Consider the following 26,414-nt stretch of genomic DNA (forward strand, 5'->3'; position numbering starts at 1 on the left):
CGCCCCCCGGTGGCCGCGGCGGCAGCGCGCCCTACCTGCAGCGTCCCGCGGCGGCCCCGGCGGCCGGCGGACGCACCCGCTACTGGATCGAGATCAACGGCGCCCGCCATCAGATCTCCCGCCCGACGCTGGTGCTGGGTCGCAGCACCGAAGCCGACGTGCGGATCGACGACCCCGGCGTCTCGCGCCGGCACTGTGAGATCCGGACCGGAACGCCCTCGACGATCCAGGATCTCGGGTCCACCAACGGCATCGTGGTGGACGGGCAGCACACCACCCGCGCTACGCTCCGCGACGGCTCGCGGATCGTCGTGGGCAGCACCACCATCATTTACCGGCAAGCCGAAGGGTGAAGCGGGGGCAATGTCAGAGCTGACCCTCACGGTCATGCGGCTGGGTTTCCTGGCCGTACTGTGGCTGTTCGTGATCGTGGCCGTGCAGGTCATCCGCAGCGACCTGTTCGGAACGCGCGTCACCCAGCGCGGCTCGCGACGGGAGGCCAACCGGCCCCAGCAGGCCGCCCGACAGCAGCAGCAGGCGGCACCGCCGCCGCAGCGCCAGCAGGGCGGCGGCGGCCGACAGCGCCGCAACGCCCCCACCAAGCTCGTCGTGAGCGAGGGCACCCTCACCGGCACCACCGTCGCGCTGCAGGGCCAGACCATCACCCTGGGCCGGGCGCACGACAGCACGATCGTGCTGGACGACGACTACGCCTCCAGCCGCCATGCCAGGATCTACCCGGACCGCGACGGCAACTGGATCGTCGAGGACCTGGGCTCCACCAACGGCACGTACCTCGACCGGAGCCGGCTGACGACCCCCACGCCGATTCCGCTGGGCGCGCCGATCCGCATCGGCAAGACAGTCATCGAGCTGCGGAAGTAGTACGACAATGAGCGAGCGGAGCGAGCACGCAGCGGCGGCCCCCACGACGGGCCCCGGCGCGCTCCCGACCGGAGGGTGGGCACCGTGCGGATGTACCCGGAGCCGACGGGCGAGGTGCGCATGAGTCTGTCACTGCGCTTCGCCGCCGGATCGCACAAAGGCATGATCCGGGAGGGCAACGAGGACTCCGGATACGCCGGCCCGCGTCTGCTCGCGATCGCCGACGGCATGGGCGGTGCCGCCGCCGGCGAGGTGGCCTCCTCCGAGGCCATCTCCACCATCGTCGCCCTCGACGACGACGTGCCCGGCTCCGACATCCTCACCTCCCTCGGCGCCGCCGTGCAGCGCGCCAACGACCAGCTGCGCTCGATGGTCGAGGAGGACCCCCAGCTGGAGGGCATGGGCACCACGCTCACCGCCCTGCTGTGGACCGGCCAGCGCCTCGGCCTGGTCCACGTCGGCGACTCGCGCGCGTACCTGCTGCGCGACGGCGTCCTCACCCAGATCACCCAGGACCACACCTGGGTGCAGCGGCTGGTCGACGAGGGCCGCATCACCGAGGAAGAGGCCACCACCCACCCCCAACGCTCGCTGCTGATGCGGGCGTTGGGCAGCGGCGAGCACGTCGAGCCGGACCTGTCGATCCGTGAGGTCCGGGCCGGCGACCGCTACCTGATCTGCTCCGACGGCCTCTCCGGCGTCGTCTCGCACCAGACCCTCGAGGACACCCTGGCCAGCTACCAGGGCCCCCAGGAGACCGTCCAGGAGCTCATCCAGCTCGCCCTGCGCGGCGGCGGCCCGGACAACATCACGGTCATCATCGCCGACGTCCTCGACCTGGACACCGGCGACACCCTCGCCGGGCAGCTCTCGGACACCCCGGTCGTGGTCGGCGCCGTCGCCGAGAACCAGAACCACCTCCACCACGACCCCGGGATCATGCAGACGCCCGCGGGCCGCGCCTCCGGCCTCGGCCGCCAGGTGCCCGGACAGGGCGGCGGGGGCGGCGAGTTCGGCCCGCCCGGCTCCGGCGACACCACCGGCTACATCCCGGCGGGCAGCTTCGGCGACTACACCGACGATGACTTCGTCAAGCCCCGCAGGGGCCGCAAGTGGCTGAAGAGATCCTTCTACAGCGTGCTCGCGCTCGCCGTCATCGGCGGCGGTCTGTACGGCGGCTACCGCTGGACGCAGACCCAGTACTACGTCGGCACCAACGGCGAGCACGTCGCGCTGTACCGGGGCATCAGCCAGGACCTGGCCTGGGTCTCGCTGTCGAAGGTGGAGAAGGACCACCCCGAGATCGAACTCAAGTACCTGCCGCCGTACCAGCAGAAGCAGGTCAAGAACACGATCGCCGAGGGCGGCCTGACGGACGCCCGGAAGAAGGTCGACGAGCTCGCCGTCCAGGCCTCCGCGTGCAAGAAGCAGGCCGCGCAGGAGACGGCGGAGAGCCAGAAGAACTCCAAGACCGGAGAAGGCCAGGCGGGCGGCACCACGGGAACCAGCAGCACCTCCCTCACGTCCAAGGCCACGTCGTCACCGACGCCGTCGTCGACGGCATCGTCGAAGCCGAAGTCCCCGAGCCCGAACCCGTCCGCGACCACCGCCACTCCCAGCCCCGGCCCCAGCCTCTCGGAGGAAGAGCAGAAGGTCGTCTCGATGTGCGGTAAGCAGTAGGCAAGCCGTGAGAGGCCCTGTCACACGATGAGCAGTACTACCAACACACCGACGCACCACACGTCCACGATCGGCGCGATCGGCGCACCGAGCAGACGGAACACCGAGCTGGCGATGCTGGTGTTCGCCGTCGTCATCCCCGTGTTCGCCTATGCCAACGTGGGTCTGGCGATCGACCAATCGGTGCCGGCCGGCCTGCTCAGCTACGGCTTGGGGCTCGGTCTGCTCGCCGGTGTCGCCCATCTCGTCGTACGGAAATTCGCTCCGTACGCGGACCCGTTGCTGCTTCCCCTGGCCACGCTGCTCAACGGGCTCGGGCTCGTCGCCATCTGGCGGCTCGACCAGTCCAAGCTGCTGCAATCCATCGGGGTCGCCGGCGGCAAGGCGACCAACCAGTTGATCTACACCGCGCTCGGCATCACGTTGTTCGTCGTCGTGCTGATCTTCCTCAAGGACCACCGCACCCTTCAGCGGTACACGTACATCTCCATGGCGGGCGCGCTCGTCCTGCTGCTGCTCCCGCTGGTCCCAGGCCTCGGCGCCAACGTCTACGGCGCGAAGATCTGGATCCACATCGGCAGCTTCACCATCCAGCCCGGTGAGTTCGCCAAGATCGTGCTGGCGATCTTCTTCGCGGGCTACCTCATGGTCAAGCGTGACGCGCTCGCCCTCGCCAGCCGCCGCTTCATGGGCCTGTATCTGCCGCGCGGCCGCGACCTCGGGCCGATCATCGTCGTCTGGATGATCTCGATCCTCATCCTGGTGTTCGAGACCGACCTCGGTACGTCGCTGCTGTTCTTCGGAATGTTCATCATCATGCTGTACGTCGCCACCGAGCGGACCAGCTGGATCGTCTTCGGTCTGCTGATGTCCGCGGCCGGCGCCGTCGGCGTGGCGAGCTTCGAACCGCACATCCAGACCCGCGTCCAGGCCTGGCTCGACCCGATGCGCGAGTACAAGCTCAGCCAGGCCGGCAGCCACGACGGCATCCTCCACTCCGAGCAGGCCATGCAGGCGCTGTGGGCCTTCGGCTCCGGCGGCACCCTCGGCTCGGGTTGGGGGCAGGGTCACTCCGACCTCATCCGGTTCGCCGCCAACTCCGACTTCATCCTCGCCACCTTCGGTGAGGAGCTCGGCCTGGCGGGCATCATGGCGATCCTGCTCATCTACGGCCTGATCGTGGAACGTGGCGTGCGCACCGCCCTCGCAGCCCGCGACCCCTTCGGCAAGCTGCTCGCCATCGGTCTCTCGGGCGCCTTCGCCCTGCAGGTCTTCGTCGTCGCGGGTGGCGTCATGGGCCTGATTCCGCTGACGGGTATGACCATGCCGTTCCTGGCCTATGGCGGTTCGTCCGTCATCGCGAACTGGGCCCTCATCGGCATCCTCATCAAGATCAGCGACACCGCACGCCGCCCGGCGCCCACCCCCGCCATCAACCCCGACGCCGAGATGACCCAGGTGGTCCGCCCGTCATGAACAAGCCCCTGCGCCGGATCGCGATCTTCTGCGGTCTTCTGGTCCTCGCCCTGCTGATCCGCGACAACTGGCTCCAGTACGTCAAGGCCGACAGCCTCAAGGACGATCCGAAGAACCGCCGCGTCACCATCGCCCGCTACTCCACGCCGCGCGGCGACATCATCGTCGACGGAGACCCGATCACCGGCTCCACCGAGACGAGCAAGAGCGGCCTGAACGACCTGAAGTTCAAGCGGACCTACAAGAACGGCCCCATGTGGGCGCCGGTCACCGGGTACGCCTCCCAGGCCTTCGGTGCCAACCAGCTCGAGTCCATCGAGGACGGCATCCTCACCGGCAACGACGACCGGCTGTTCTTCCGCAACACCTTCAACATGATCACGGGCAAGCAGCGGCAGGGCGGCAACGTCGTCACCACCCTCAACGCCGCCGCGCAGAAGGCCGCCTACAACGGTCTGAAGTCCCAGGGCGGCAAGGGCGCGGTCGCCGCGATCGACCCGGCCACCGGCAAGATCCTGGCGCTGGCCTCGTACCCGTCGTACGACCCCTCGACCTTCGCGGGCAACTCGACGTCCACGGACTCCAAGGCCTGGACGGCGCTGCAGAAGAAGAACAACGCGTCCGACCCGATGCTCAACCGGGCGCTGCGCGAGACCTACCCGCCGGGCTCCACCTTCAAGGTGGTCACGGCCGCGGCCGCGCTGGAGAACGGGCTGTACAACTCCGCCGACGAGAAGACCGACTCGCCGCTGCCCTACATCATGAAGGGCACCACGACCGAGCTGAAGAACGAGGGCAACATCCCCTGCAAGGACGCGACGCTGCGGATCGCGCTGCGCTACTCCTGCAACACCGTCTTCGGCAAGATCGGTGCCGACCTCGGCAACGAGAAGATGCTCGAGGAGGCGAAGAAGTTCGGCTTCGACTCCGAGCAGTTCACGCCGGTCCGCTCCAGCGCCTCGGTCTTCTCCGACAACATGAACTCCTCGCAGACCGCGCTGTCCTCGATCGGCCAGTTCAACACGGCCGCGACCCCGCTGCAGATGGCGATGGTCGCCTCCGCGGTCGCCAACGACGGCAAGCTGATGAAGCCGTACATGGTCGACAAGCTGCAGTCCTCCAACCTCGACACGATCTCGCAGACCGAGCCGCAGGAGATGAGCCAGCCCCTGTCGGCGAAGAACGCGCAGACCCTGCAGTCGATGATGGAGACGGTCGTCAAGGAGGGCACCGGCACCAACGCCCAGATCAACGGCGTCACCGTCGGCGGCAAGACCGGTACCGCCCAGCACGGCGTGGAGAACAGCGAGAACCCGTACGCCTGGTTCATCTCCTACGCCAAGCTCGCCGACGGCTCGAAGCCCGTCGCCGTCGCCGTCGTCATCGAGGACGACAAGGCCAACCGTGACGACATCTCCGGTGGCGGCCTGGCCGCCCCGATCGCGAAGAGTGTGATGGAGGCGGTCATCGGCTCCAAGAAGTGACCCCGCTCACGTCGCCTTCACATCGGTGCACGTTGCGATACCGGTCCTGTATCGGGTGACGCACTTGGCCAGGTCACACAAAGCTAGCCGGGTACGGTAGGCCCGGACGGCAGCCTCCGACCGCACACCCGTGTCGGTCGGGACCGACGGAGAGGGCTGGTAGGAAGCATGGAAGAGCCGCGTCGCCTCGGCGGCCGGTACGAGCTGGGCCACGTGCTCGGCCGTGGTGGCATGGCGGAGGTCTACCTCGCGCATGACACGCGGCTCGGCCGCACGGTGGCGGTGAAGACGCTGCGCGCAGACCTCGCGCGCGACCCGTCCTTCCAGGCCCGGTTCCGCCGGGAGGCCCAGTCGGCCGCCTCGCTCAACCATCCCGCGATCGTCGCGGTCTACGACACGGGCGAGGACTACATCGACGGGGTCTCGATCCCGTACATCGTGATGGAGTACGTCGACGGCTCCACGCTGCGCGAACTCCTGCACTCCGGTCGCAAGCTCCTGCCCGAGCGCGCGATGGAGATGACCATCGGCATCCTCCAGGGTCTGGAGTACGCCCACAGAAACGGCATCGTCCACCGCGACATCAAGCCGGCCAACGTGATGCTCACGCGCAACGGCCAGGTCAAGGTCATGGACTTCGGCATCGCCCGCGCCATGGGCGACTCCGGCATGACGATGACCCAGACCGCGGCGGTCATCGGCACCGCGCAGTACCTGTCGCCGGAGCAGGCCAAGGGCGAGCAGGTGGACGCGCGGTCCGACCTGTATTCGACGGGCTGCCTGCTGTACGAGCTGCTGACGGTCCGCCCGCCGTTCGTCGGCGACTCCCCGGTGGCGGTGGCGTACCAGCACGTCCGCGAGGAGGCGCAGCCGCCGTCCGTCTTCGACCCCGAGATCACGCCCGAGATGGACGCCATCGTCCTGAAGGCGCTGGTCAAGGACCCGAACTACCGCTACCAGTCGGCGGACGAGATGCGCGCCGACATCGAGGCCTGCCTCGACGGCCAGCCGGTCGCGGCCACCGCGGCCATGGGCTCGGTCGGCTACGGCGGCTACCCGGACGACCAGCCGACGACGGCCCTGCGCGCCGACGCGGGCGCCGGCGCCACGACGATGCTGCCCCCCATGGGCGGCCCGGACGACCAGGGCTACGGCTACGACGACCGCGTCGATCGCCGCCGCCAGAAGAAGTCCAACACCTCCACGGTCCTGCTGGTCGTGGCGGGCGTGCTGGTGCTGGTCGGCGCGATCCTGATCGGCAAGTGGGCGTTCGGCGGCGGGGGTGTCGGCAACGGCACGGTCCAGGTGCCCAACCTGGTGAGCCTGAAGCTGACAGACGCCGAGAAGCAGCTGACCAACAGCGACCTCAAGGTGGGCTCGGTCACCAAGAAGCCGTGCGAGGCCCAGGCCAAGGGCACGGTCTGCTCCCAGGACCCGACGAAGAACTCCGAGGTCAAGAAGGGGACCGCCGTCAACCTCGTGGTGTCGACGGGGGCGCCGAAGGTGGCTGTCCCGAACGTCACCGGCAAGAAGCTCGACGAGGCCAAGCAGACCCTGGAAGGCGACCAGTACAACTTCGTCGTCCAGGTCAAGACGGAAGAGTCCACCACGGAGGACCCGAACACGGTCCTGGAACAGAATCCGAAGCTGGGCAAGGAGGTGGAGAAGGGATCCACGATCACCCTCACCGTCGCCAAGGCCCCTTCGACCGTCTCCGTCCCCGACGTCACCGGCAAGAGCTGTGACGACGCCAAGGCCGCCCTGTCCGACGTCGGCCTGAACGGCAACTGCGTCAACACGCCGACCACGGACGACAACCAGGTCAACAAGGCGATCTCGACCAACCCGTCGACCGGCACGCCGGTCAAGAAGAACACCACGGTGCAGATCAGCATCGGTCAGAAGCAGCAGCAGACGGCGGTCCCGAGCGTCGTCGGCCAGCGCGTCAAGGACGCCAAGAAGGCGCTGCAGCAGGCGGGATTCAACAACATCCAGTTCGCCAACGGCAGTGACCAGAGCGACGACGCGTTCGTCATCCAGCAGGACCCGCAGGGCAACACCGGCGTCGACAACCCCGGGAACACGACGATCACCCTCGTGACCGTGGGCGGCGGCGGCGGAAACAACGGCGGCAACAACAACGGCGGCATCTTCGGCTGACGCCGAGGCGGCCGCCCGCCGGCACGGAAGAAGCCCCGGTCCTCCGACGGAGAACCGGGGCTTCTTCGCTGCGTACCGTGGCCGCCTACCGCAGTTCCTTCGGCGGCGTCCGCTTGCTGTCCACCTTCTGCACGCGGACCAGTTCGCCCCACACCACGTACCGGTAGCGCGAGGTGTACACCGGGGTGCAGGTCGTCAGGGTGATGTAGTGGCCGGCCTTGTTGCGGCCGGACTCCTTGGGGACCTGCGAAAGGACCTTCACGTTGTACTTCGAGGTCTCGTCGAGGATGTCGTAGACCTTGTAGACGTACCACTTGTCCCGCGTCTCGAAGACGATCGGGTCACCCTTGCGCAGCTTGTCGATGTTGTGGAACTTGGCGCCGTGGCCGTCCCGGTGGGCGGCGAGGGTGAAGTTGCCCTTCTTGCCCGTCATCGGGAGCGTCGCCTTGATCGGGTCCGTGTAGTAGCCGGCCACGCCCTCGTTGAGCACGTCCGTCGAGGTGCCCTTCTCGACCAGGACCTCGCCGTTGTGCATGGCCGGCACGTGCAGGAAGCCGACGCCGTTCTTGGTGTCCAGCGCGCCGGGGCCGCCGGGCTCGTGCGCCCAGGTGTCGCGCACCTTGTCCGCCTGCTTGTCGGCCGCCCGGTCGGCGATGACGTTCGTCCACCACAGCGAGTAGACGACGAAGAGCCCGAGGACCAGGCCCGCGGTGATGAGGAGTTCCCCGAAGACGCTCACCGCCATGGCGATACGGCCCGTGCCGCGCCGGCGCCGTTCCGGGGGCGCCGCGGGCGCGTCGGTGTCCTCGTGTGTGCCGTCGGTGGTCGCTGCCACGTTCATCTGCCCCTACTCGACGAGCGCATCCGGCTTGCCCTTGCTGCGCGGCCGTTCCTCGACCATCTTGCCCCAGACGATCAACCGGTACTTGCTCGTGTACTCCGGCGTACAGGTGGTCAGGGTGATGTAACGGCCCGGCTTGGTGAAGCCGGACTGCGGCGGCACGGGGCTGATCACGCTCGTGTTGCTCGGGGACGTCACCGGCAGTATGGACGTCATCTTGTAGACGTAGTAGTCGTCCTGCGTCTCCACGACGATCTCGTCGCCCGCCTTGAGCTTGTTGATGTAGCGGAACGGCTCGCCGTGCGTGTTGCGGTGGCCGGCGAGGGCGAAGTTGCCGGTCTTGTCCGACGGCATCGCCGTCTTCAGCCTGCCCTCGCTGTAGTGGCCGACCATGCCCTTGTCCAGGACCCTCTTGTTGCTGACGCCCTGGGCTACGGGCACGACCACGTCGAGTTCGGGGATGTGGAGGATCGCGAAGCCCTGACCGGGCTGGAAGACACCCGGCTCGCGCTTCCCGCTCGCCCAGTCCTTCTGCAGGCTGCTCGCCTCCTTGTCCGCCTGCGCGTGCGCCCGCACGTTCGTCCACCACAGCTGGTAGGACACGAACAGCAGCATCAGCACGCCGGTGGTGATGAACAGCTCCCCGACGGCCCGGCTGGCGATGACGCCCGGGCTCGGCTTGCGGGCGCGCGCCTGCCGACGGGCCTCGACGCGGGAGAGAGGCGCACCGGAACCGGACGAATCAGGGGAATCGGACGATTCGGCGCTCTCCGCCGACTCCGATGCCGCGTGTGCGCCTCCATGACGCCCACCGCGGCGCTTGGCGGCCTTCCTGCGGGCCGCTCGTCCGCCCGGAGTGGTTCCGGATACTGGTGTTGCTGCTGAGGCGCCAGAGGGCGATATGGACGCGCCCGGCGGCGGATCGGGGATCCGCAGCGCCACCGTCTCCTCGTCGATCGGCGGCAGATACGGCTCGTACGGCTCCTGCGTCCCCGGCGCCGCGTACGGCTCCTCGGCCGGCGCCGCGTGCCCGCCCTGCTGCCCCGCCCGATCCCCGTACCACTCCTCGAACGCACCGGACGCCTCGTAGGGCTCCTGCCCGTACGAGGCGTCGGTCTCGCGCTCGGGGCGCAGTGCGGTCACGCCGTGGCCCTGCCCACCACCGGGGCGAGCCCCGCCGACCTCGCCACCGCGCCCTCGTCGCCGCACTCGACCAGCCAGTTGGCCAGCATCCGGTGCCCGTGCTCGGTGAGCACCGACTCGGGGTGGAACTGCACGCCCTCGACCGGGAGTTCACGGTGGCGCAGGCCCATGACGATGCCGTCCCGCGTGCGGGCCGTGACCTCCAGCTCGGCCGGCACGGTCAGGGGCATCGCCGCCAGCGAGTGGTAGCGGGTCGCGGTGAAGGGACTGGGCAGCCCGGCGAAGACGCCCTTGCCCTCGTGCTCCACCAGCGAGGTCTTGCCGTGCAGCAGCTCCGGCGCACGGTCCACGACACCGCCGTACGCCACCTGCATGGACTGCATGCCCAGGCACACGCCGAAGACCGGCACACCGGTGGCGGCGCAGTGGCGGGTCATCTCGATGCAGACGCCGGCCTCCTCGGGCGTGCCCGGACCCGGCGAGAGCAGCACGCCGTCGAAGCCGTCCTGGGCGTGCGCGGTGGACACCTCGTCGTTGCGCAGCACCTCGCACTCGGCGCCCAGCTGGTACAGGTACTGGACCAGGTTGAAGACGAAGCTGTCGTAGTTGTCGACGACGAGGATGCGAGCGCTCACTGGTTGTCCACCGTCACATCGTTGAAGGGGAGCAGCGGTTCGGCCCAGGGGAAGACGTACTGGAAGAGGACATAGACCACCAGCAGGACGAGTGCGAGCGCGATCAGCGCCCTCACCCACACGTTCCCCGGCAGATGCCGCCAGATCCAGCCGTACATGCCGTCCCTTCCGTTCCGCCACGGCTCCTGACTCACGCCGTATCCGCACCAGACTAACGGCGCAGCGCCGCCGGTTCGCCTTCCTCCACAGGCTGTGTGCTGTCCAGGTGCGCCCACACGATGAGCCGGTGACTGTGCCCCCACTCGGGATCGCAGGTGGTGAGCGTCAGGTACCGGCCCGCACGCGTATACCCCGACTTACGTGGGACAGGGTCGATCACCTCAACGTCCGTGGGAACGGTTTTGTAGGGGCCTTTGTCGATCCGATACGTGAACCATGTCGTCCCGTCGGTCAGGACGACGGCGTCGCCGGGCCGCAGCCTGGGGAAGTCCACGAACGGATCGCCGTAGGTGCGCCGATGGCCGGCGACGGCGAAGTTGCCCACCTGGCCGAGCCGCGCGGTGTGCGCGTAGTGCCCGAGGCCCTTCTTCAGGGTGCTCACCGCGGTGTTCTCCAGCACCGGTTTGTTCCACGTGAAACCGAGCCGCGGGATGTACATGATCGCGAAGGGCTTGCCCGCCACGTACGGGGCGGGCGGGGCGGGGGCCGCGGAGCTCGCGCCCGTGGCCCCGGCGGTCGACTTGGGCCGCGCTGTCTGCTTCGACCACTGGTCGTGCAGCACGTCGATCTGGTGGTTCATCGCGCCGTCCGCGCGCACGCCGGTCCAGAACAGCACGTAGACGACGAAGAGGCAGATCAGTGTCCCGACGGTGATGCACAGCTCGCTCAGGGTCCTGACGACAACGCGCACCGGCAGCTCCCGAACTGCTCAGTTCACTCCACGGGCTGGGCGTAGTGCAGATCCACTGTGCCCGAGTAGCCGGGAAGAGTCACCGTCCCGTCCTGCGTCACTTTCCAGCCGAGGCCGTAGACGTTCACGTAGACCATGTAGTTCTGGATCGCGGCGGAGTCGGACAGCGCCTTGTTCAGCCGGTCCGGGTCCCCGATCGCGGTGATCTTGTACGGCGGTGAGTAGACCCGGCCCTGGAGGATCAGCGTGTTGCCCACGCAGCGCACGGCGCTGGTGGAGATCAGGCGCTGGTCCATGACCTTGATCCCCTTGGCGCCGCCCTGCCACAGGGCGTTCACCACGGCCTGCAGGTCCTGCTGGTGGATGACCAGGTAGTCCGGCTGCGGCTCGGGATAGCCGGGGAGCTTTGCGGTGGCGTTCGGCGGGGCGTCGTTGAGCGTGACGGTGATCGCCGTGCCCCTGACCTTCTGCGTGCCCGCGCTCTTCTCCAGGGCCGACAGCTTCTCGTCCTGCGCCTTGCTGCTGCCGTCGTCGCGTTCGGCGAGCGACTCGACGTCGCGGCGCAGTGAGGCGTTGGAGTCGTCCAGTTCCTTGTTCTTCCGGCTGCGCTCCTGGATGAGGTCCGAAAGCTTCAGCAAGGACGTGTCCGTCCGGATATTGGTGCCCTTGGCCGTATTGAAACTGGTGAAGAAAATGAGCCCCGCGAGGGCGAAGACCGCCACCGTGAGTACCCGCACGGGCCGGAAACGGCGGCCTGGGGCCGCACTGGATCCGGCCTGGGGGGAGTCGGCAGAATTGCTCAACGTACCCTTATCTCCTTCGGCACCGCGGAAGCACTACGCTAACGGACGCCCGGGGGAGCGCTAAGAGTCCCCTTGTACGCTGCTCCGGAGCCAGCCACAGTTCCCTGCGCGGCCACGCAGCGCATCGACAGGAGAGACCCTCGTGCCGAAGTCACGTATCCGCAAGAAGGCCGACTACACGCCGCCCCCGGCGAAGCAGGCGACCGCCATCAAGCTGACCAACCGCGCCTGGGTGGCGCCGGTGATGCTGGCCATGTTCGTCATCGGGCTGGCCTGGATCGTCGTCTTCTACGTGACCGACGGTTCGCTGCCCATCGACGCCCTGGACAACTGGAACATCGTGGTCGGCTTCGGCTTCATTGCCGCCGGATTCGGTGTCTCCACCCAGTGGAAGTAGCTCTGCCCAGGGGTATGCGCTGAGTTATCCACAGCCCGTGAAATATCCACAGGAGCCCTGGGGATAAAGAACGACGATCTGTGGATAACCAGTCCGCCATTGACGCCGGTACGACTGTCGCACCCCTCTTCGCAAGCTTGTTCGCCCCCTGCCTGACCTGCGGGAACACCGCTCAGTGACAGGGGGCACAGCTGTTCCCGCGCCTCATGCACAAGATTCGCCACACGCTGTGGACAACCGCGTACGTCAGGTGAGCTGAGCCGTCCTGAGCAGGGCGACGACCACCACGACGGCCAGCACGAGAGCACTCGTCCCGTACTGCACGAGGGCCCGGCGCTCACGCGGGGCGTGGACCATGGCGTAGCCCGTGACGACACCGGCGACCAGGCCGCCGATGTGGGCCTGCCAGGAGATGTTCATCCCCGGGCTGAACGTGAAGATCAGGTTGATGACCAGCAGCGCGACGATCGGCCGCATGTCGTAGTTGAGCCGGCGCATCAGCACGGCGGTGGCGCCGAAGAGGCCGAAGATCGCGCCGGAGGCGCCGAGGGTCTCCGTGTTCGGCGGGGCCAGCAGATAGGCCAGGGCGCTGCCCGCCAGTCCCGAGACGAAATAGACCGTGAGGTAGCGGGCACGGCCGAGAGCCGCTTCAAGCGGGCCGCCCAGCCACCACAGGCTCAGCATGTTGAAGCCGATGTGCCAGATCTCCTGATGCGTGAACATCGAGGTGACCATGCGGTACCACTCTCCGTCGGCCACACCCATGGTGGGCTTGAACGGAGCGGGCGGCCAGACGCCGATGAGCGTGAGGTCGTGCAGCAGGGAGGGCCGCACGTGCACCGCGATGAACACGGCGACGTTGAGGCCGATGAGGATCTTGGTGCACAGCCGCGGGTCGGCCGTGACGGTGCCGCCGGCCACCGTGCGGGGCCGGGAGGCGGCCGGGGCGTGGCCCGTGCCGGAGTCGCCGCGGGCGCATTCGGGGCACTGGAAGCCCACGGACGCGTTGACCATGCACTCGGGGCAGATGGGGCGCTCGCAGCGGGTGCAGCGGATGCCGGTCTCGCGGTCCGGGTGGCGGTAGCAGCCGGGCACGCGCTGGGCCTCCTGCGAGCTGCCTGCCGCGTGTTCCATGACATCCCCTAGGTCGTCGTCCGGGCGCCGGCCACGAATGCACCGCCCCGCCCATCTTTACGGATGAGCGGGGCGTTTGGTTCCTGCCGTGCGGGGACTCGCCCCGAGGGGAGCCGTCCCTCGCGGTCTCAGCCCTCGCGGGTCTCGATGACGACGGACTCGATGACGACGTCGTTGACCGGACGGTCGGTGCGCGGGTTGGTCGGCGTGTTGATGATGGCGTCCACGACCTTCTGGCTCGCCGCGTCGGTGACCTCGCCGAAGATGGTGTGCTTGCGGTTCAGCCACGTCGTGGGCGCGACGGTGATGAAGAACTGCGAGCCGTTGGTGCCCGGACCGGCGTTGGCCATGGCCAGCAGGTAGGGCTTGTTGAAGGAGAGGTCCGGGTGGAACTCGTCCTCGAACTGGTAACCGGGACCGCCGGTGCCGTTGCCCAGGGGGTCGCCGCCCTGGATCATGAAACCGCTGATCACCCGGTGGAAGACCGTACCGTCGTAGAGCCGGTCCGTGGTCTTGGCGCCGGTGGCGGGGTTGACCCACTCACGCTCGCCCTGGGCGAGCTCGACGAAGTTCCGGACCGTCTTCGGGGCGTGGTTCGGCAGGAGCCGGACGTCGATGTCGCCGTGGTTGGTCTTCAGGGTGGCGTAAAGCTGCTCAGCCACGATCTGCCTTCCGTTGTCTTCCTGTGACCCCCCGATCCTCGCACGGGACGCGCCCCGCGTCGCCCGGCACCTGCTTCTCCGCGCGGATACGGGGTATCCGGTTGCGGAAAACCGGCCTGTACCCCCGGGTACCTGAGCGCCGCGCGGCGATCCGTGGCATTGTCGACGACAAGCTCTGGTTGCCCCGTATTCATCCTCATGACCCGGATGCCCGCCCTCGCATGCCTGGTGATTCGTTGACAGGCATGATCCGTAAAAGGGTGGAAAGTCGAATTACCGTACGCCACCGAGGAGGAGGAACCCGTGACCCGCATCGACAGCGTGCGCGCCGCGACCGGTTCGGCGAAGGACAGCGTGCTGCACGCCGCGGAAGTGGTGGCGCCCTACGCCGAGACGGCCAAGGACAGGACCGCCCACTACGCACAGGAGGCCCGCGTACGGCTTGCGCCGGTGGTGACGCAGGCAGCCGGTCAGGCCCGCGTCCAGTACGGCGCCCACGTCGCACCGCGCATCGAACAGGCCCGTACGCATGTGCCGCCGAAGGTCGACCAGGCCGCTCAGGAGGCCGCCGCCCGTACGCGCAAGGCGGCCCGGCAGGCCGCCGAGTACTCCCGGCCGAAGATCGAGCAGGCCGTGGCCGCCGCCGGGCCCGTCAAGGACGAGGCCACGGCACGGGGTGTCGCCGCGCTGGCGGCGCTGCGCGGCCAGGTCTCGCCGAAGGAGATCCAGAAGCTCGTCCGAAAGCACGAGCGGCGGGCGCGGGCCGGTCGGGTGGCGCGTGCGCTGCTGGTGCTCGGCGCCGTCGCGGGCGGTGCCTTCGCCGCCTGGAAGTGGTGGGACAAGCAGGCCAACCCGGACTGGCTGGTGGAGCCGCCGGCGGCGACGGAGGTTCCGGAGTCGAGCCGGCTGACGTCGGTGGACGGCAGCGGCCAGTCGGCGCTGGACCCGGAGGTACAGGCCAAGGAGGCCGAGGAAGAGGCCGCTCGGCACGACGAGGGCAACTGACCCCGTCTCGCACCAACGACGCCGTGGGGCGGGAGACTTGAAGTCTCCCGCCCCACGGCGTCGTTTCACGTGGAACATCGCCTCCGCACCACGCGTTCGCGATGACGTTTGCAACGGCCCGTGCCCGACGGCGCCCCGCGCGACCTGCACGGCGAGCGCGCGGGCCGGGCGCGGCGGTGATGTTTGCGCAAATCGACGGATGGCCACGAACCAGCACCCGTGACGCACGTCACGCTCCGGGCCGTACGAGTGGCCGGGCTTCGGGCGGCAGGGGCGCCGGGGACGCGGGTACGGGAGCGGAGGCCGAAGGCGGGCGGGCGCCGCTGCCGCACCGCGAGGGGTCACCGGCGCCCGAGTAGCCCTTGCCGGTCGGCCTGCCCGGACTGTCGCCTGCCGCGCCTCGCGGGCCACCGTGCGGCGGTCCGCGTTTCCTCCCGGCGGTTCGGACGGCGGCACGAAAAACCCCTCCGCCCGCGTCGTGCCAGGTCGGAGGGGTTGAGAAGTGGAGCCTAGGGGAGTCGAACCCCTGACATCTGCCATGCAAAGACAGCGCTCTACCAACTGAGCTAAGGCCCCGTGAGCGTGACGCCCTGCCGGAAGAACCGCATACCGGAGGCCGCCGGGCACCAGAGTACCGGGTCACCCCCGGGATCTCGCAAAAAGATGGGGGGTCCCCGCAGGCGACCACGCTCCGTAAGATGCTCGGCGTGGTTCGCTACAGCGAACCACAGTACTTGGGGAAGCGATGGGGAGACGCAATGGACGCCGCACAGCAGGAAGCGACCGCGAGAGCGCGGGAACTGCAGCGGAACTGGTACGGGGAGCCTTTGGGGGCGCTCTTCCGTAAGCTCATAGACGATCTCGGTCTCAACCAGGCTCGTCTGGCGGGGGTACTCGGTCTGTCCGCTCCGATGCTGTCGCAGCTGATGAGCGGTCAGCGCGCGAAGATCGGCAATCCGGCGGTCGTCCAACGGGTGCAGCTGCTGCAGGACCTGGCGGGGCAGGTCGCGGACGGCAGCGTCAGCGCCGCGGAGGCCACCGACCGCATGGAGGAGATCAAGAAGTCCCAGGGGGGATCCGTGCTCAGCAACACCACGACCACGACCAGCAGTTCGGGTGCGCCGACGGTCAAGCGGGTGGTCCGGGAGATCCAGTCGCTGCTGCGGTCCGTGGCCGCCGCGGGCGACATCATCGACGCCGCGGACACGCTCGCCGCGACCCACCCGGAACTGGCGGAGTTCCTGCGCGTGTACGGCGCCGGACGCACCTCCGACGCGGTCGCGCACTACCAGTCCCACCAGAACTGAGCCGGCGGCCCGGTCCGCCGAAGGGGGTTCGGCGGACCGGGGCACCGACGAGGCGATCGCCGATGTCCGATGCCGAGGAGTTCCGGAGCGGGGGGCGCGAGGGGGAGTCGTATCGCTCGTCGAGGGGGAAGCAAGGGGGGTAGCCGCAGGGGGAGGAGCGACGCACAGCCATGGGTGAGGTCTTCGCCGGCCGGTACGAACTGGTCGACCCGATCGGGCGCGGAGGGGTCGGCGCCGTCTGGCGCGCCTGGGACCACCGCCGACGCCGCTACGTGGCCGCCAAGGTGCTGCAACAGCGCGACGCGCACTCGCTGCTGCGGTTCGTGCGCGAGCAGGCCCTGCGGATCGACCACCCTCACGTGCTCGCGCCCGCCAGCTGGGCCGCCGACGACGACAAGGTCCTGTTCACCATGGACCTGGTCGGGGGCGGCTCACTGGTCCATCTCGTCGGCGACTACGGTCCGCTGCCGCCGGCGTTCGTCTGCACGCTGCTCGACCAGCTGCTGTCGGGACTGGCCGCGGTGCACGCGGAGGACGTCGTCCACCGTGACGTCAAGCCGGCCAACGTACTGCTGGAGGCGACCGGTACGGGCCGCCCGCACCTGAAGCTGTCCGACTTCGGCATCGCCATGCGGATGGGCGAGCCACGGCTGACGGAGACCAACCTCGTGGTGGGGACGCCCGGTTACCTGGCACCCGAGCAGATGCTGGGCGCCGAACCGGACTTCCCGGCGGACCTGTTCGCGGCGGGCCTGGTCGCGCTGTATCTGCTGGAGGGCGCCAAACCGGACACCAAGGCGCTGGTGGAGTATTTCGCGGCGCACGGGACGCCGAGCGCGCCCAAGGGCATTCCCGAGCCGCTGTGGCAGGTCGTGGCGTCGCTGCTGCAGCCCGATCCGCAGGCGCGGTTCCGCACGGCCACGGGGGCACGCAAGGCGCTCGCCGCGGCCGCGGAGCTCCTGCCGGAGCCGGGCCCTGACGACGAGTTGATCGAGATATTCGACCAACTCGGTCCCCTGCCACCCGGTTTCGCCGCCGACGGGCCCCTCAAACGGGCACCGGGCGTCGGGCCGAGGCCAGGAGCGACCTTCGCCACCGGGGACGTACGGAGAGAGCCGGCGTCCCGGCCGGACGAGCGTGACCGGGCGTCCAGGGCTCCGGGAGCGGGCGCGGCGGGGACGGACACGGGTACCGGCTCGGGGACGGGTTCAGGACCGGTCACCGACCCTCGGACCGGTACCAGTACCGGGTCCCGGCCGGAGGCCCACACCCCCACTCCGCCGCCGAGCATGTCGGACACGGGCAGCTTCCATCTGCCGCCCCCGCAGGACACCGGCTCCTCCCCGCGGACTCCCGCTCCGCCGGCACAGCCACCGCAGCCACCGCCGTACGTCGCACCCCGGTCCCCCGCGCCGCAGGCCGCGTCCGCCCCGCCGCCGGTCCGCCCCGCCCCGTACGAGCCCACGTACGTCCTGTCCCCCTCCCCCCGGCCCGCGCCTCCAGCGCCCCCTCAGCGCGCCGACGCCTCCACGGCGTCGTACACCGCCGAGGTCCCTCGGCTTCCCCCCTCCGCGCCGGAGGGCGGGGCCGGACGCCGGGACCGTCGCGCCGGCCACCGCGCACGCCGGCCGGGCCCGCCCGCGAGCGTGGTCCTCCCGCTCCTGCTGCTGGCGCTGGCCTGTTACGCCGTGGGGTTCTGGGCCCTGGCCCGCATCTGAACCGCGGCCCGCCGCCGGGCCGTCAGCGTCCACACCCCGAGGACCGCCAGCAGCACGGTCCCCGCCCCGATCCCGCTCACGGCGAGGGCCCTCATGGCGTTGTCGCCGCTCCCGGTCCCAAGCTCCCCTCCGGTCGCCCGTTCCCGCGGACCGACCTGGAAGAGGTTCCCGGGGACGGACTGCCCGGCGTACCCGGGGCCGTCCTGTGCCGCGCCCTTGATCCGTACCCGCAGCGTCAGTCCGAAGGGGCCGTCACCGAAGTCGTCGGCGACCGCGGCGGACACGTGGACGGTGAGGAAGTACGACCCCGCGAAGCGCATGCCCTTGACCCGGGGGATGCCGGTGTAACGGTTGCGGTAGTCGACCGGTGGCACCGGGGCGAGAGCGGCCGCCCGCCGGGTGCCGTCGTAGCCTCTGTCGGCGTCCTCGACGGTGGCGCGCACCGGGTTGTAGAGGGTCAGGTCCAGGGCGTCGGCCGTGTAGCCGCGGGCGTCGCCGGAGGTGGGGTCCAGTTCGGCCGTGGCGGACAGCTGCTGTCCCCAGTCGACGGGGACCCGGTAGAAGAGCGTCTGCCCGGGCGAGAGCTCGGTCCGCCAGACGCCCTGGCCCAGGAAGACCGCCCGGGCGAACCCCGCGCCGCCGGGCAGGGGGCGGGCCTCGCCGGTGAGGGGAGTGGGCGTGGCGGAGTCCCACGACCGGAGGGCCGTCGCCTCCCCGGTCTGCCGCAGGCCCGGCTCGGTCACGGCGGTCAGCTCCAGGTCCCAGTCGCCGGCCGGGGAGGTCGCGGTGCCGACGCGCTCGACGACGACGTAGTACGTACCGCCCTCCGTGCACAGCGGGGTGCGGGGGGAGGTGGTGCGCGCGCCCGACGCCGTGATGGGCTGCGGGCTGCCGGACGAGCCGAAGCGGGCGGTCTGGGTGGAACAGGAGTGGCCGTCGGCCGTCCGCACCGACACCTTGAGGCCGTCGCTCAGCGAGAGCTTGTCGTCCGTGCGGGGGACGGCCGTGGCGGAGACGTAGGCGTTGGAGTCGGCGTCGAGTTCGAGGCGGTAGTAGCGCGTCGCGGCCCGGGGGAGCGCGCTGCGGTAACTCCCGCCGAACTGCAGGGTCCGGGCCTCCGCGGGCTGCGTCGCGCCTTCGATCGGCCGGGCGTCCGGGGCGAAGCCGTAGGAGGAGGACGGCGAGGCGGACGACGCCTCGGAGGCGAAGGCCGATGTGCCGACCACCGATGTGCCGACCGCCGACGTGCACAGCACCGCTGCCACGGCCGCCGTACGCCACCCCATCTCGCGCCCACCCCTCGTCGCCACGGCCCTCCGAGGCGGGGCCGTCGCCCATCCTGCCCCGCACGGACGCACGGCACGCGCGCATTGCGTACGCGCGTCCGAAACACCCGCTTACAGGGGCTCCCCTAACCCCTCCGACCGCTTACGGCAACACAAAACCCCGACCGTCGGACGGCCGGGGTTTGCTCAGAATCGGATGTCGGTGCTCAGGAACCCGTGGGCACGGAGTCAGTCGCCTCCGTCCACAGATCCTGCTCGGCGCGATCCGCCTGGATCTGGCGGTACACGAGGAGCCCGCCGATGGCGGCCAGTGCGACCAGGAGAAGCTTCTTCACCGCGCGACCTCGTCTTTCCTTGACGTAGGGGACCTCTGGCGCCCGACTATACACACCGACCGATACCGATCGGTGACCTGTGTACGCCCCTCAACTTCCCCCCGGGGGAACGCAGTAGAACCGGAGCCGACCGCTCCTATCTGAGGGTGATCACACCCGTACGGACGGTCACTTGATCCCTGTTTGCATGTTCTCCTCCGCTTTTCTTCCTTCTTGCGGCCATCCGGGTGGTGTTCATCTGAACATCGACGCGCCACGGGCGTCGGTCCACCACTTCGCGAGCCCCATACACATCATGAGGAAAGTACGCAAATCGCCCAACCCGAAAGTGAGGGACCATGGCCCGCAACCAGGTCATGAAGCTCTGGACCGCCTTCGTCACCGCCTTCCTCGCGCTGTGCACGGCGCTCGGACTCGTCACGGCCACCGCCCCCACCGCCGTAGCGCGGACCGAGGCGACCGGCAACACGGCCGCCGGCACCGACGCCGGTGTCATGGGGCACCACGCGGCGATGCCGACGGCGTCGCACCAGTGGTCCTGGTCCCACACCGCCGCCCTGCCTCCCACGATGAAGCAGCGCATCGGCGCCGAGGCCCACGGCAAGTCCCCGAGCTGCCGCCACCGCCCGCTCGACGAGGCGGACGCGGCCACGCAGGACGGCTCGTCCGAGCCGGCGGCCGCCGCCCCGTGCGCCTGACCCGGCGGACGCCACGGATCACCCCGAGTCTCCTCGCAGTACCCGCAGTACCCGCAGTACCCGCAGTACCCGCAGTACCCGCAGTACCCGCAGCACTCGCTGCACCCGAAGACGTGAAACACCGGCAGCACCCGCAGTACCCGCACCATCCGAAGACGTGAGAACCCACGTGTCGAAGCAGCCGCACATGTACGTCACCGCATCGCCGATGACCTCGCCCCCACCAGAACTTCCGCCGGGACCCCCGTCCCCGTCCGGGACAGGCCCCCTAGCGCCGGCCGGCCGCCAGCGCCAGCCAGTGGGCCACCCTGCGAACGGTCGTCTCGTCGAGCCGCTCGGCGAGAGCCTCCACCGCACCGAAGTCGTCCGGACCGAGGTCGTGCAGGCCCGCCCTGCCGAGGCTCGCCACCAGCACCTGCCGGCGCCGGCCGTCCATGCGTTCCGTGAGCCTGCTCAGCCGCTCCGGGCCACTGGAAGAGGCCTCGACCTCCTCGGCCTTCGGCACCGGCGCTGTGGCCGTCGTAGCGGCGAAGGCGTCGAACCGTTCCCACGCCCCCGCTCTCGGGCCCCACAGGGTGACCTCCAGGTCGCCCCCACGCGCGCGTACCGTGTGCGCCATCTCCGCGAGCGCGTACTGCACGGGTGAGCGATGCGGGGACTCCGCGCACACCGCCCAGGCTTCGGAGGACGGCTTGTAGACCATCGCGACCCAGCGGGGAGTTCCTGACGGCTGCGGACTCTGGGGACGTGTCGGCACTGCGCTCACCCCTTCGGAAGCTGCACGGCAGGGGGGACCATAACTGACGGCCCGTCAGATGACCAGTGCGCGCCTCTGGGCATTTCATGCCGCGCGCTCCTGGTGCCGCGCGTTCTGCGTGCCGCCCCTTGCTTCGTCCCGCGCGCTCTTCGGCGATGAGCTCTCAGCCATGCGCTCTTCAACCGTGCCCTCGTCGTGCCGCGCGGGAGACCCGCGTCGTTCGGCTCCGGTCCCTCCCCTCGTGGGGACCGGCGCCGAACGCTGCGGGCAGCCTCCTCATGCGCCGCGAAGGACGCGGAAGGAGGACGGACGTGATCCGTGGTCGGAGTGAAAGCGGCCCCGCCGGGACTCACTCCACGGATCTGCCGGGCTCGGACGGGCGCGGGCCGATGGCCTGCGCGAACGAAGCGCGTCGGGCGCGCTACGGCGCAGGATCCTGCCAGCTGTGGCGTGAACGGAGGAGATTCCGGTCCGGTTCCGGACCCTTAACCCGCAGGTCAGGCGTATAGGGTGGGTTTTCCGGTCCGGACGTCCGACGGCGGGGGAAGTAAGGAGTGGAGGCCTTGCGTTCCGATTCAGTGGCGCGCACAGCCTTCGCGGAGCGCCTCGCGCTGCTCTACAAGGAGGCCGGCAACCCACCCCTCGCGCGCGTGGCCGAGGCCGTCGTACAGCTGCAGCGGGTGGACGAGCGGGGGCGGCCCGTACGGGTCTCCGCGCAGCGGATCAGCGACTGGCGGCGGGCGAAGAACGTACCGGCGCAGTTCGCCGCCCTCGCCGCGGTGCTGCACATCCTGATCCCGCAGGCGCGGCGCGCACGGCCCACGCCGGTGTCCGCCGGGCTGTACGACATGGCGCAGTGGCAGCGCCTGTGGGAACGCGCCGTGGCCGACCCGGCCGGCGAGCGCGCCGCGGGCCCGAACACGGAGGAGGCGCCGCCGGCCGAGGGCGGGGTCTGCCCGTACCGCGGGCTGGCCTCCTACCGCCAGGAGGACGCCCGCTGGTTCTTCGGCCGCGAGCGCAGCACCCGGGCCCTGCTGGAGCAGCTGCGCGCGGCGGAGAAGAGCGGCGGCCTGGTCATGCTGGTCGGTGCCTCGGGCGCCGGGAAGTCCTCCCTGCTGAACGCCGGCCTGGTCAACGCGGTCCGCGGCGGCGCCCTGGGCGGCGAGAGCGACGGGCAGACGGTGCTGCAGCTCCTGCCCGGGGCCCATCCGCTCGGCGAGCTGACCGGCCGTATCCCCGAGCTCGCCGAGGCCGTCGCCTCCGGCGCCCGGCCGGAGGCCGTACGGGAGGCCGTCGCGGCGTGGGCCCGCCGGGAGGCGCCCTCCGGGGCCCGTCCGGTGCTGATCGTGGACCAGTTCGAGGAGACCTTCACGCTCTGCGCGGACGAGACGACCAGGCGCACCTTCGTACGGGTCCTGCACGCCGCGTGCTCGCCCTCCGGGCCGGACGCCCTCGCCCCGGTCCTGGTCGTCCTCGGCATACGCGCCGACTTCTACGAGCAGTGCCTCGCCCACCCCGAACTGGCCGACGCGCTCCAGCACCGGCACATGGTGCTCGGCCCGCTGACCGCCACGGAACTGCGCGAGGCGGTGACCGGCCCCGCCAAAGCCGTGGGCCTGGAACTCGAACCCGGTCTCGCGGAGCTCATCGTGCGGGAGGTGAGCGCCGACGGACCGCGCGGAGCGCACGACGCCGGAGCGCTGCCCCTGCTGTCGCACGCCCTGCTCGCCACCTGGCAGCGGCGCAAGGCCGGGCGGCTGACCGCCGCGGGCTACCGCGCCGCGGGCGGCATCCAGGGGGCCGTGGCGGCCACCGCCGAGCGCGCCTGGTCGGACCTGGACCCCGCGGCCCGTACGGCTGCCCGGGTACTGCTGCTGCGGCTCGTGCGGCTCGGTGAGGACACCCAGGCGACCCGCAGGCGCGGCACCCGCCGGCAGCTGGCCCAGGAGTCGGCCGACCCGGACAAGACGGAGGAGTCCCTCGAGGCCCTGGTGCGCGCGCGGCTGGTGACGCTGGACGCGGAGACCGTGGAGATCACCCACGAGGCGCTGCTGCACGCCTGGCCGCGGCTGCGCGCGTGGATCGACGAGGACCGCGGGGACCATCTGCTGCGCCAGCGGCTGGAGGAGGACGGCCGGGCCTGGGAGGAATCGGGCCGCGACTCCTCCCTGCTGTACCGGGGGTCGAGGCTGGGGCAGGCCCACAGCTGGGCGAAGTCGGCCGGTGACACGTTCCTCACCCGCGGTGCCAGGGAGTTCCTGGCCGCCTCGGTCCGGCTGCGCCGGCGCATGGTCTGGATCGGCCGCGGCGCGGTCGCGGCCCTGGTCGCGCTGGCGGTGGTGGCCGGCGGAGCGGCCGTGATCGCGTGGCAGCAGCGCGACGACGCCGTGTTCGAGCAGGTGCTCGCGGAGGCGGACCGGGTGCAGTACACGGACCCCTCGCTGTCGGCCCAGCTCGACCTGGTCGCCCACCGGCTGCGCTCGGGGGACGCCGGTACCGACAGCCGGCTCATTTCGATCGTCAACGCCCCGCTGGCCACTCCCCTCCTCGGCCACACGGGCGCCGTCTACCTGACGACGTTCAGCCCGGACGGGCACCTCCTGGCCACCGCGAGCGCCGACCGGACGGTGCGCCTGTGGGACGTGACGGACCGCACCCGCCCCAAGGCGCTGGGCAAGCCGCTGACCGGCCACACCAGCTGGGTCAGCAGCGCGGTCTTCAGCCCCGACGGCCGCACGCTGGCCAGCGCCTCGGACGACGGCACGGTCCGGCTCTACGACATCCGCGACCCGCGTCACCCCAAGCCGCTCGGCGCGCCCCTGACCGGTCACGACGGCACGATCTACCTGATCGCCTTCAGCCCGGACGGCCGCACCCTGGCCACGGCCAACGAGGACCACACCGTCCGCCTGTGGGACATGGCCTCGGGCAGGCCCCGCTCGCTCACCACGCTGACCGGCCACTCCGCCGCCGTGCGCTCCCTGGCCTTCAGCCCCGACGGCCGGACCGTCGCCGCGGGGGGCGACGACGACGCGGTCATGCTCTGGGACGTGCGCGACCGGCACCACCCCAAGCGAACCGGCCCGGTCCTGACCGGGCACACGGGCACCGTGCACTCGGTGGCGTTCAACCCCGACGGCCGCACCCTCGCCAGCGGCAGCGTCGACGACACCGTACGGCTGTGGGACGTGGCCGACCCGGCCCGGGCCAGGGCCCTGGGCTCCCCGCTGACCGGTCACACCGGTCCGGTCTGGTCCGTGGCCTTCAATCACGACGGCACGATGCTCGCCGCGGGCAGCGCCGACAGCACGGCCAGCCTGTGGAACGTCAGCGACCCGGCGTACCCCTCCCAGGTCGGCGAGCCGCTGGCGGGCAGCAGCGGCGAGATGTACGCCCTGGGCTTCAGTCCCGACGGCAAGGCCCTCGCCACCGGCAGCGGCGACAGCAAGGTCCGGCTGTGGTCGATCCCGACCTCGGACCTGATCGGCCACCGGGGCACCTTCCGGCCGGACGGCAAGGTCCTGGCCACGGCCGGGAACGACGGCCGGATGCGCATGTGGGACGTACGCAGCGCCGCCCGGCCCGCGCTGCTGGGCAAGCCGTTCATGGCCGCGGACGGCAGCGACCGCTCACCCGCCTTCTCCCCCGACGGCCGCACCCTCGCCGTACTGACGGGGAACCGCTCGGTGGCCCTGTGGAACGTCGGCGACCCGGCCCACCCGGTCCCCGCCGGACCCGACATCCGGCTGAAGACCCGCTTCATGGGCCCGAAGGCCATCGTCTTCAGCCCCGACGGCCGCATTCTGGCGACGCCCTACGAGGACCGCACGATCCAGCTGTGGAACGTCGCGGATCCGTTTCACGTGAAACCACTCGGCAGGCCGCTCTCCGGCCCCAAGGGGTTCATCGACTCCCTCGCCTTCACCCCGGACGGCCGCACGCTCGCGAGCGGCAGCGAGGAAGGCGCCGTACGGCTGTGGGACGTGACCGAACCGGCCCGCGCCGAGCTGATCGGCAAGCCGCTCAGGGGTCATCTGGGCCCGGTCAACGCGCTCGCCTACAGTCCCGACGGCCGCACTCTCGCCAGCGGCAGCGACGACGACACCGTCCGCCTGTGGGACGTCACCGACCCACACGCCGCACGGGCGGCCGGCTCCCCGCTCACCGGCCACTCCGAGGCGGTCGTCTCGCTGACCTTCAGCCGCGACGGCCACACCCTCGCCAGCGGCGGCAACGACAGCACGGTCCGCCTGTGGAACGTCGGCGACCCGTCCGACGCCGCCCCCATCGGCCAGTCGATGAGCCCCAACGCCAAGACGGGCAACTTCCTTGCCTTCAACCCCTCCACGCACATGCTCGGCGTTTCCAGCGGCTCGGACACGATCCGCCTGTGGAACCTCGACGTGGACGTGGCCATCCGCCGTATCTGCTCGACCACGCGGGGCGTGCTGACACCGCAGAAGTGGCACGAGTACCTGCCACGGCTCTCCTACGACCCTCCGTGCGGAACGCCGTGATCCGGATCACAACTCTCGACTCACGCTGAACAGTTGGCTCCCGCCGAGCAACCGACCTTGTTACCCTTGGCCATAGCCCGACCGCTGGTGCATCCCCCGTCGCCAGCGGTCGGGTCTTTTCGTGCGCGCTCAGGCGCTCTCGGGGCGCAGTTGACCAAGGACACAGAACTCGTTGCCCTCGGGGTCGGCCATGACGATCCACGACTGGTCGCCCTGCCCGATGTCGACCCGCTTCGCGCCGAGGGCCTCCAGGCGCGCCACCTCGGCCGCCTGGTCGTCGGGCCTGAAGTCGAGGTGCAGCCGGCTCTTGGACTGCTTGGCCTCGTCGAGCCGGACGAAGTCCAGCCCCGGCACCCGGTCCGGCGCCGGGCGGATCTCGAACTCGTCATCGGAGGCGTGGACGACGACCCAGCCGAGAGCGTCGGCCCACCACTGCCCCAACGCCACCGGGTCCGCCGAGTGAACGATTACCTGTTCCCATTCCAAGGTCATTCACCGAGTCTAGACACCGTGATCACCACGCAGAAGGCCCCCGATCCATCCGGACCGGGGGCCTTCTCGCTGGTGGGGCTAACAGGATT

At 70.2% G+C, this 26,414-nt stretch carries 24 protein-coding genes and 1 tRNA gene; 12 read left to right on the forward strand and 13 right to left on the reverse strand.

The window, feature by feature from the left end; genetic code table 11:
• From M8J74_RS39245 to pknB, 6 genes are all read left to right on the forward strand, one after another.
• A partial coding sequence (locus M8J74_RS39245) for an FHA domain-containing protein (protein WP_249841015.1) occupies positions 1–353 on the forward strand: 353 nt, incomplete at its 5' end.
• A gap of 10 nt (positions 354–363) precedes the next feature.
• A complete protein-coding gene (locus tag M8J74_RS39250; RefSeq protein ID WP_058924273.1) occupies positions 364–885 on the forward strand; it encodes an FHA domain-containing protein FhaB/FipA in 522 nt (173 codons plus the stop codon).
• 120 nt (positions 886–1,005) lie between these two features.
• The gene (locus M8J74_RS39255) at positions 1,006–2,565 is read left to right on the forward strand and encodes a Stp1/IreP family PP2C-type Ser/Thr phosphatase (protein WP_249841016.1); all 1,560 of its coding nucleotides are present in this window, start codon (positions 1,006–1,008) and stop codon (positions 2,563–2,565) included.
• A gap of 27 nt (positions 2,566–2,592) precedes the next feature.
• Entirely contained in the window at positions 2,593–4,041 is a 1,449-nt protein-coding gene (locus M8J74_RS39260; protein ID WP_249841017.1) for an FtsW/RodA/SpoVE family cell cycle protein, read from the forward strand.
• The gene (locus tag M8J74_RS39265) at positions 4,038–5,525 is read left to right on the forward strand and encodes a peptidoglycan D,D-transpeptidase FtsI family protein (RefSeq protein ID WP_249841018.1); all 1,488 of its coding nucleotides are present in this window, start codon (positions 4,038–4,040) and stop codon (positions 5,523–5,525) included. Before M8J74_RS39260 ends, M8J74_RS39265 begins: the two co-directional genes overlap by 4 nt.
• A gap of 168 nt (positions 5,526–5,693) precedes the next feature.
• A complete protein-coding gene (pknB, locus tag M8J74_RS39270) occupies positions 5,694–7,685 on the forward strand; it encodes a Stk1 family PASTA domain-containing Ser/Thr kinase (RefSeq protein WP_249841019.1) in 1,992 nt (663 codons plus the stop codon).
• An 85-nt stretch (positions 7,686–7,770) separates the two neighbouring features.
• On the opposite strand, the gene M8J74_RS39275 is transcribed toward pknB, so the two are convergent.
• From M8J74_RS39275 to M8J74_RS39300, 6 genes are read right to left on the reverse strand one after another with little or no spacing between them, the layout of a single operon-like run.
• Positions 7,771–8,526: a class E sortase gene (locus tag M8J74_RS39275; protein WP_283949142.1), complete on the reverse strand. Its 756-nt coding sequence runs from the start codon at positions 8,524–8,526 to the stop codon at positions 7,771–7,773.
• Between the two features lie 6 nt (positions 8,527–8,532).
• Complete coding sequence (locus M8J74_RS39280) at positions 8,533–9,669, reverse strand: class E sortase (protein WP_249841020.1); 1,137 nt, start codon at positions 9,667–9,669, stop codon at positions 8,533–8,535.
• Complete coding sequence (locus tag M8J74_RS39285) at positions 9,666–10,304, reverse strand: aminodeoxychorismate/anthranilate synthase component II (protein WP_058924278.1); 639 nt, start codon at positions 10,302–10,304, stop codon at positions 9,666–9,668. The genes M8J74_RS39280 and M8J74_RS39285 overlap by 4 nt, the downstream gene beginning before the upstream one ends.
• On the reverse strand, positions 10,301–10,498 hold the full coding sequence (locus M8J74_RS39290; RefSeq protein ID WP_203237892.1) for a hypothetical protein: 198 nt from the start codon (positions 10,496–10,498) through the stop codon (positions 10,301–10,303). Before M8J74_RS39290 ends, M8J74_RS39285 begins: the two co-directional genes overlap by 4 nt.
• A gap of 17 nt (positions 10,499–10,515) precedes the next feature.
• Positions 10,516–11,214: a class E sortase gene (locus tag M8J74_RS39295; RefSeq protein ID WP_249841021.1), complete on the reverse strand. Its 699-nt coding sequence runs from the start codon at positions 11,212–11,214 to the stop codon at positions 10,516–10,518.
• Between the two features lie 23 nt (positions 11,215–11,237).
• Complete coding sequence (locus tag M8J74_RS39300) at positions 11,238–12,017, reverse strand: DUF881 domain-containing protein (RefSeq protein WP_249841022.1); 780 nt, start codon at positions 12,015–12,017, stop codon at positions 11,238–11,240.
• 142 nt (positions 12,018–12,159) lie between these two features.
• Here M8J74_RS39300 and crgA point away from each other — a divergent pair, with 142 nt between their 5' ends.
• A complete protein-coding gene (crgA, locus tag M8J74_RS39305) occupies positions 12,160–12,414 on the forward strand; it encodes a cell division protein CrgA (protein WP_058924281.1) in 255 nt (84 codons plus the stop codon).
• 246 nt (positions 12,415–12,660) lie between these two features.
• Here the strand turns inward: crgA and M8J74_RS39310 are convergent, their stop codons facing one another.
• Positions 12,661–13,548: a rhomboid family intramembrane serine protease gene (locus M8J74_RS39310; RefSeq protein WP_249841023.1), complete on the reverse strand. Its 888-nt coding sequence runs from the start codon at positions 13,546–13,548 to the stop codon at positions 12,661–12,663.
• 128 nt (positions 13,549–13,676) lie between these two features.
• The gene (locus M8J74_RS39315) at positions 13,677–14,210 is read right to left on the reverse strand and encodes a peptidylprolyl isomerase (RefSeq protein WP_249841024.1); all 534 of its coding nucleotides are present in this window, start codon (positions 14,208–14,210) and stop codon (positions 13,677–13,679) included.
• 303 nt (positions 14,211–14,513) lie between these two features.
• Here M8J74_RS39315 and M8J74_RS39320 point away from each other — a divergent pair, with 303 nt between their 5' ends.
• Positions 14,514–15,215: a DUF5324 family protein gene (locus tag M8J74_RS39320; protein ID WP_058924284.1), complete on the forward strand. Its 702-nt coding sequence runs from the start codon at positions 14,514–14,516 to the stop codon at positions 15,213–15,215.
• Positions 15,216–15,718: 503 nt separating this feature from the next.
• On the opposite strand, the gene M8J74_RS39325 is transcribed toward M8J74_RS39320, so the two are convergent.
• Positions 15,719–15,791, reverse strand: a tRNA-Ala gene (locus tag M8J74_RS39325).
• A gap of 182 nt (positions 15,792–15,973) precedes the next feature.
• On the opposite strand from M8J74_RS39325, the gene M8J74_RS39330 reads away from it, so the two are divergent.
• Positions 15,974–16,522: a helix-turn-helix domain-containing protein gene (locus M8J74_RS39330; protein WP_142153643.1), complete on the forward strand. Its 549-nt coding sequence runs from the start codon at positions 15,974–15,976 to the stop codon at positions 16,520–16,522.
• Positions 16,523–16,692: 170 nt separating this feature from the next.
• Positions 16,693–18,240, forward strand: a complete 1,548-nt coding sequence (locus tag M8J74_RS39335; RefSeq protein ID WP_249841025.1) for a serine/threonine-protein kinase — start codon at positions 16,693–16,695, stop codon at positions 18,238–18,240.
• Here the strand turns inward: M8J74_RS39335 and M8J74_RS39340 are convergent.
• Positions 18,204–19,526 (reverse strand): hypothetical protein, encoded by a 1,323-nt coding sequence (locus tag M8J74_RS39340; RefSeq protein WP_249841026.1) that lies wholly within the window; start codon positions 19,524–19,526, stop codon positions 18,204–18,206. The two genes, M8J74_RS39335 and M8J74_RS39340, sit on opposite strands and share 37 nt — an antisense overlap.
• A 206-nt stretch (positions 19,527–19,732) precedes the next feature.
• Positions 19,733–19,861: a DLW-39 family protein gene (locus M8J74_RS39345; RefSeq protein ID WP_003999697.1), complete on the reverse strand. Its 129-nt coding sequence runs from the start codon at positions 19,859–19,861 to the stop codon at positions 19,733–19,735.
• A 338-nt stretch (positions 19,862–20,199) separates the two neighbouring features.
• Between M8J74_RS39345 and M8J74_RS39350 the strand changes: the two genes are divergently transcribed.
• Entirely contained in the window at positions 20,200–20,559 is a 360-nt protein-coding gene (locus M8J74_RS39350; protein ID WP_249841027.1) for a DUF6344 domain-containing protein, read from the forward strand.
• 268 nt (positions 20,560–20,827) lie between these two features.
• Here the strand turns inward: M8J74_RS39350 and M8J74_RS39355 are convergent, their stop codons facing one another.
• Positions 20,828–21,316 (reverse strand): hypothetical protein, encoded by a 489-nt coding sequence (locus M8J74_RS39355; RefSeq protein ID WP_249841028.1) that lies wholly within the window; start codon positions 21,314–21,316, stop codon positions 20,828–20,830.
• A 554-nt stretch (positions 21,317–21,870) separates the two neighbouring features.
• Here M8J74_RS39355 and M8J74_RS39360 point away from each other — a divergent pair.
• Complete coding sequence (locus tag M8J74_RS39360) at positions 21,871–25,833, forward strand: nSTAND1 domain-containing NTPase (RefSeq protein ID WP_249841029.1); 3,963 nt, start codon at positions 21,871–21,873, stop codon at positions 25,831–25,833.
• A gap of 129 nt (positions 25,834–25,962) precedes the next feature.
• On the opposite strand, the gene M8J74_RS39365 is transcribed toward M8J74_RS39360, so the two are convergent.
• Entirely contained in the window at positions 25,963–26,325 is a 363-nt protein-coding gene (locus M8J74_RS39365; RefSeq protein WP_249841030.1) for a VOC family protein, read from the reverse strand.
• Between the last annotated feature and the right edge of the window lie 89 nt (positions 26,326–26,414).

It is taken from the genome of Streptomyces panaciradicis (assembly GCF_023516615.1).
Lineage (GTDB): Bacteria > Actinomycetota > Actinomycetes > Streptomycetales > Streptomycetaceae > Streptomyces > Streptomyces panaciradicis.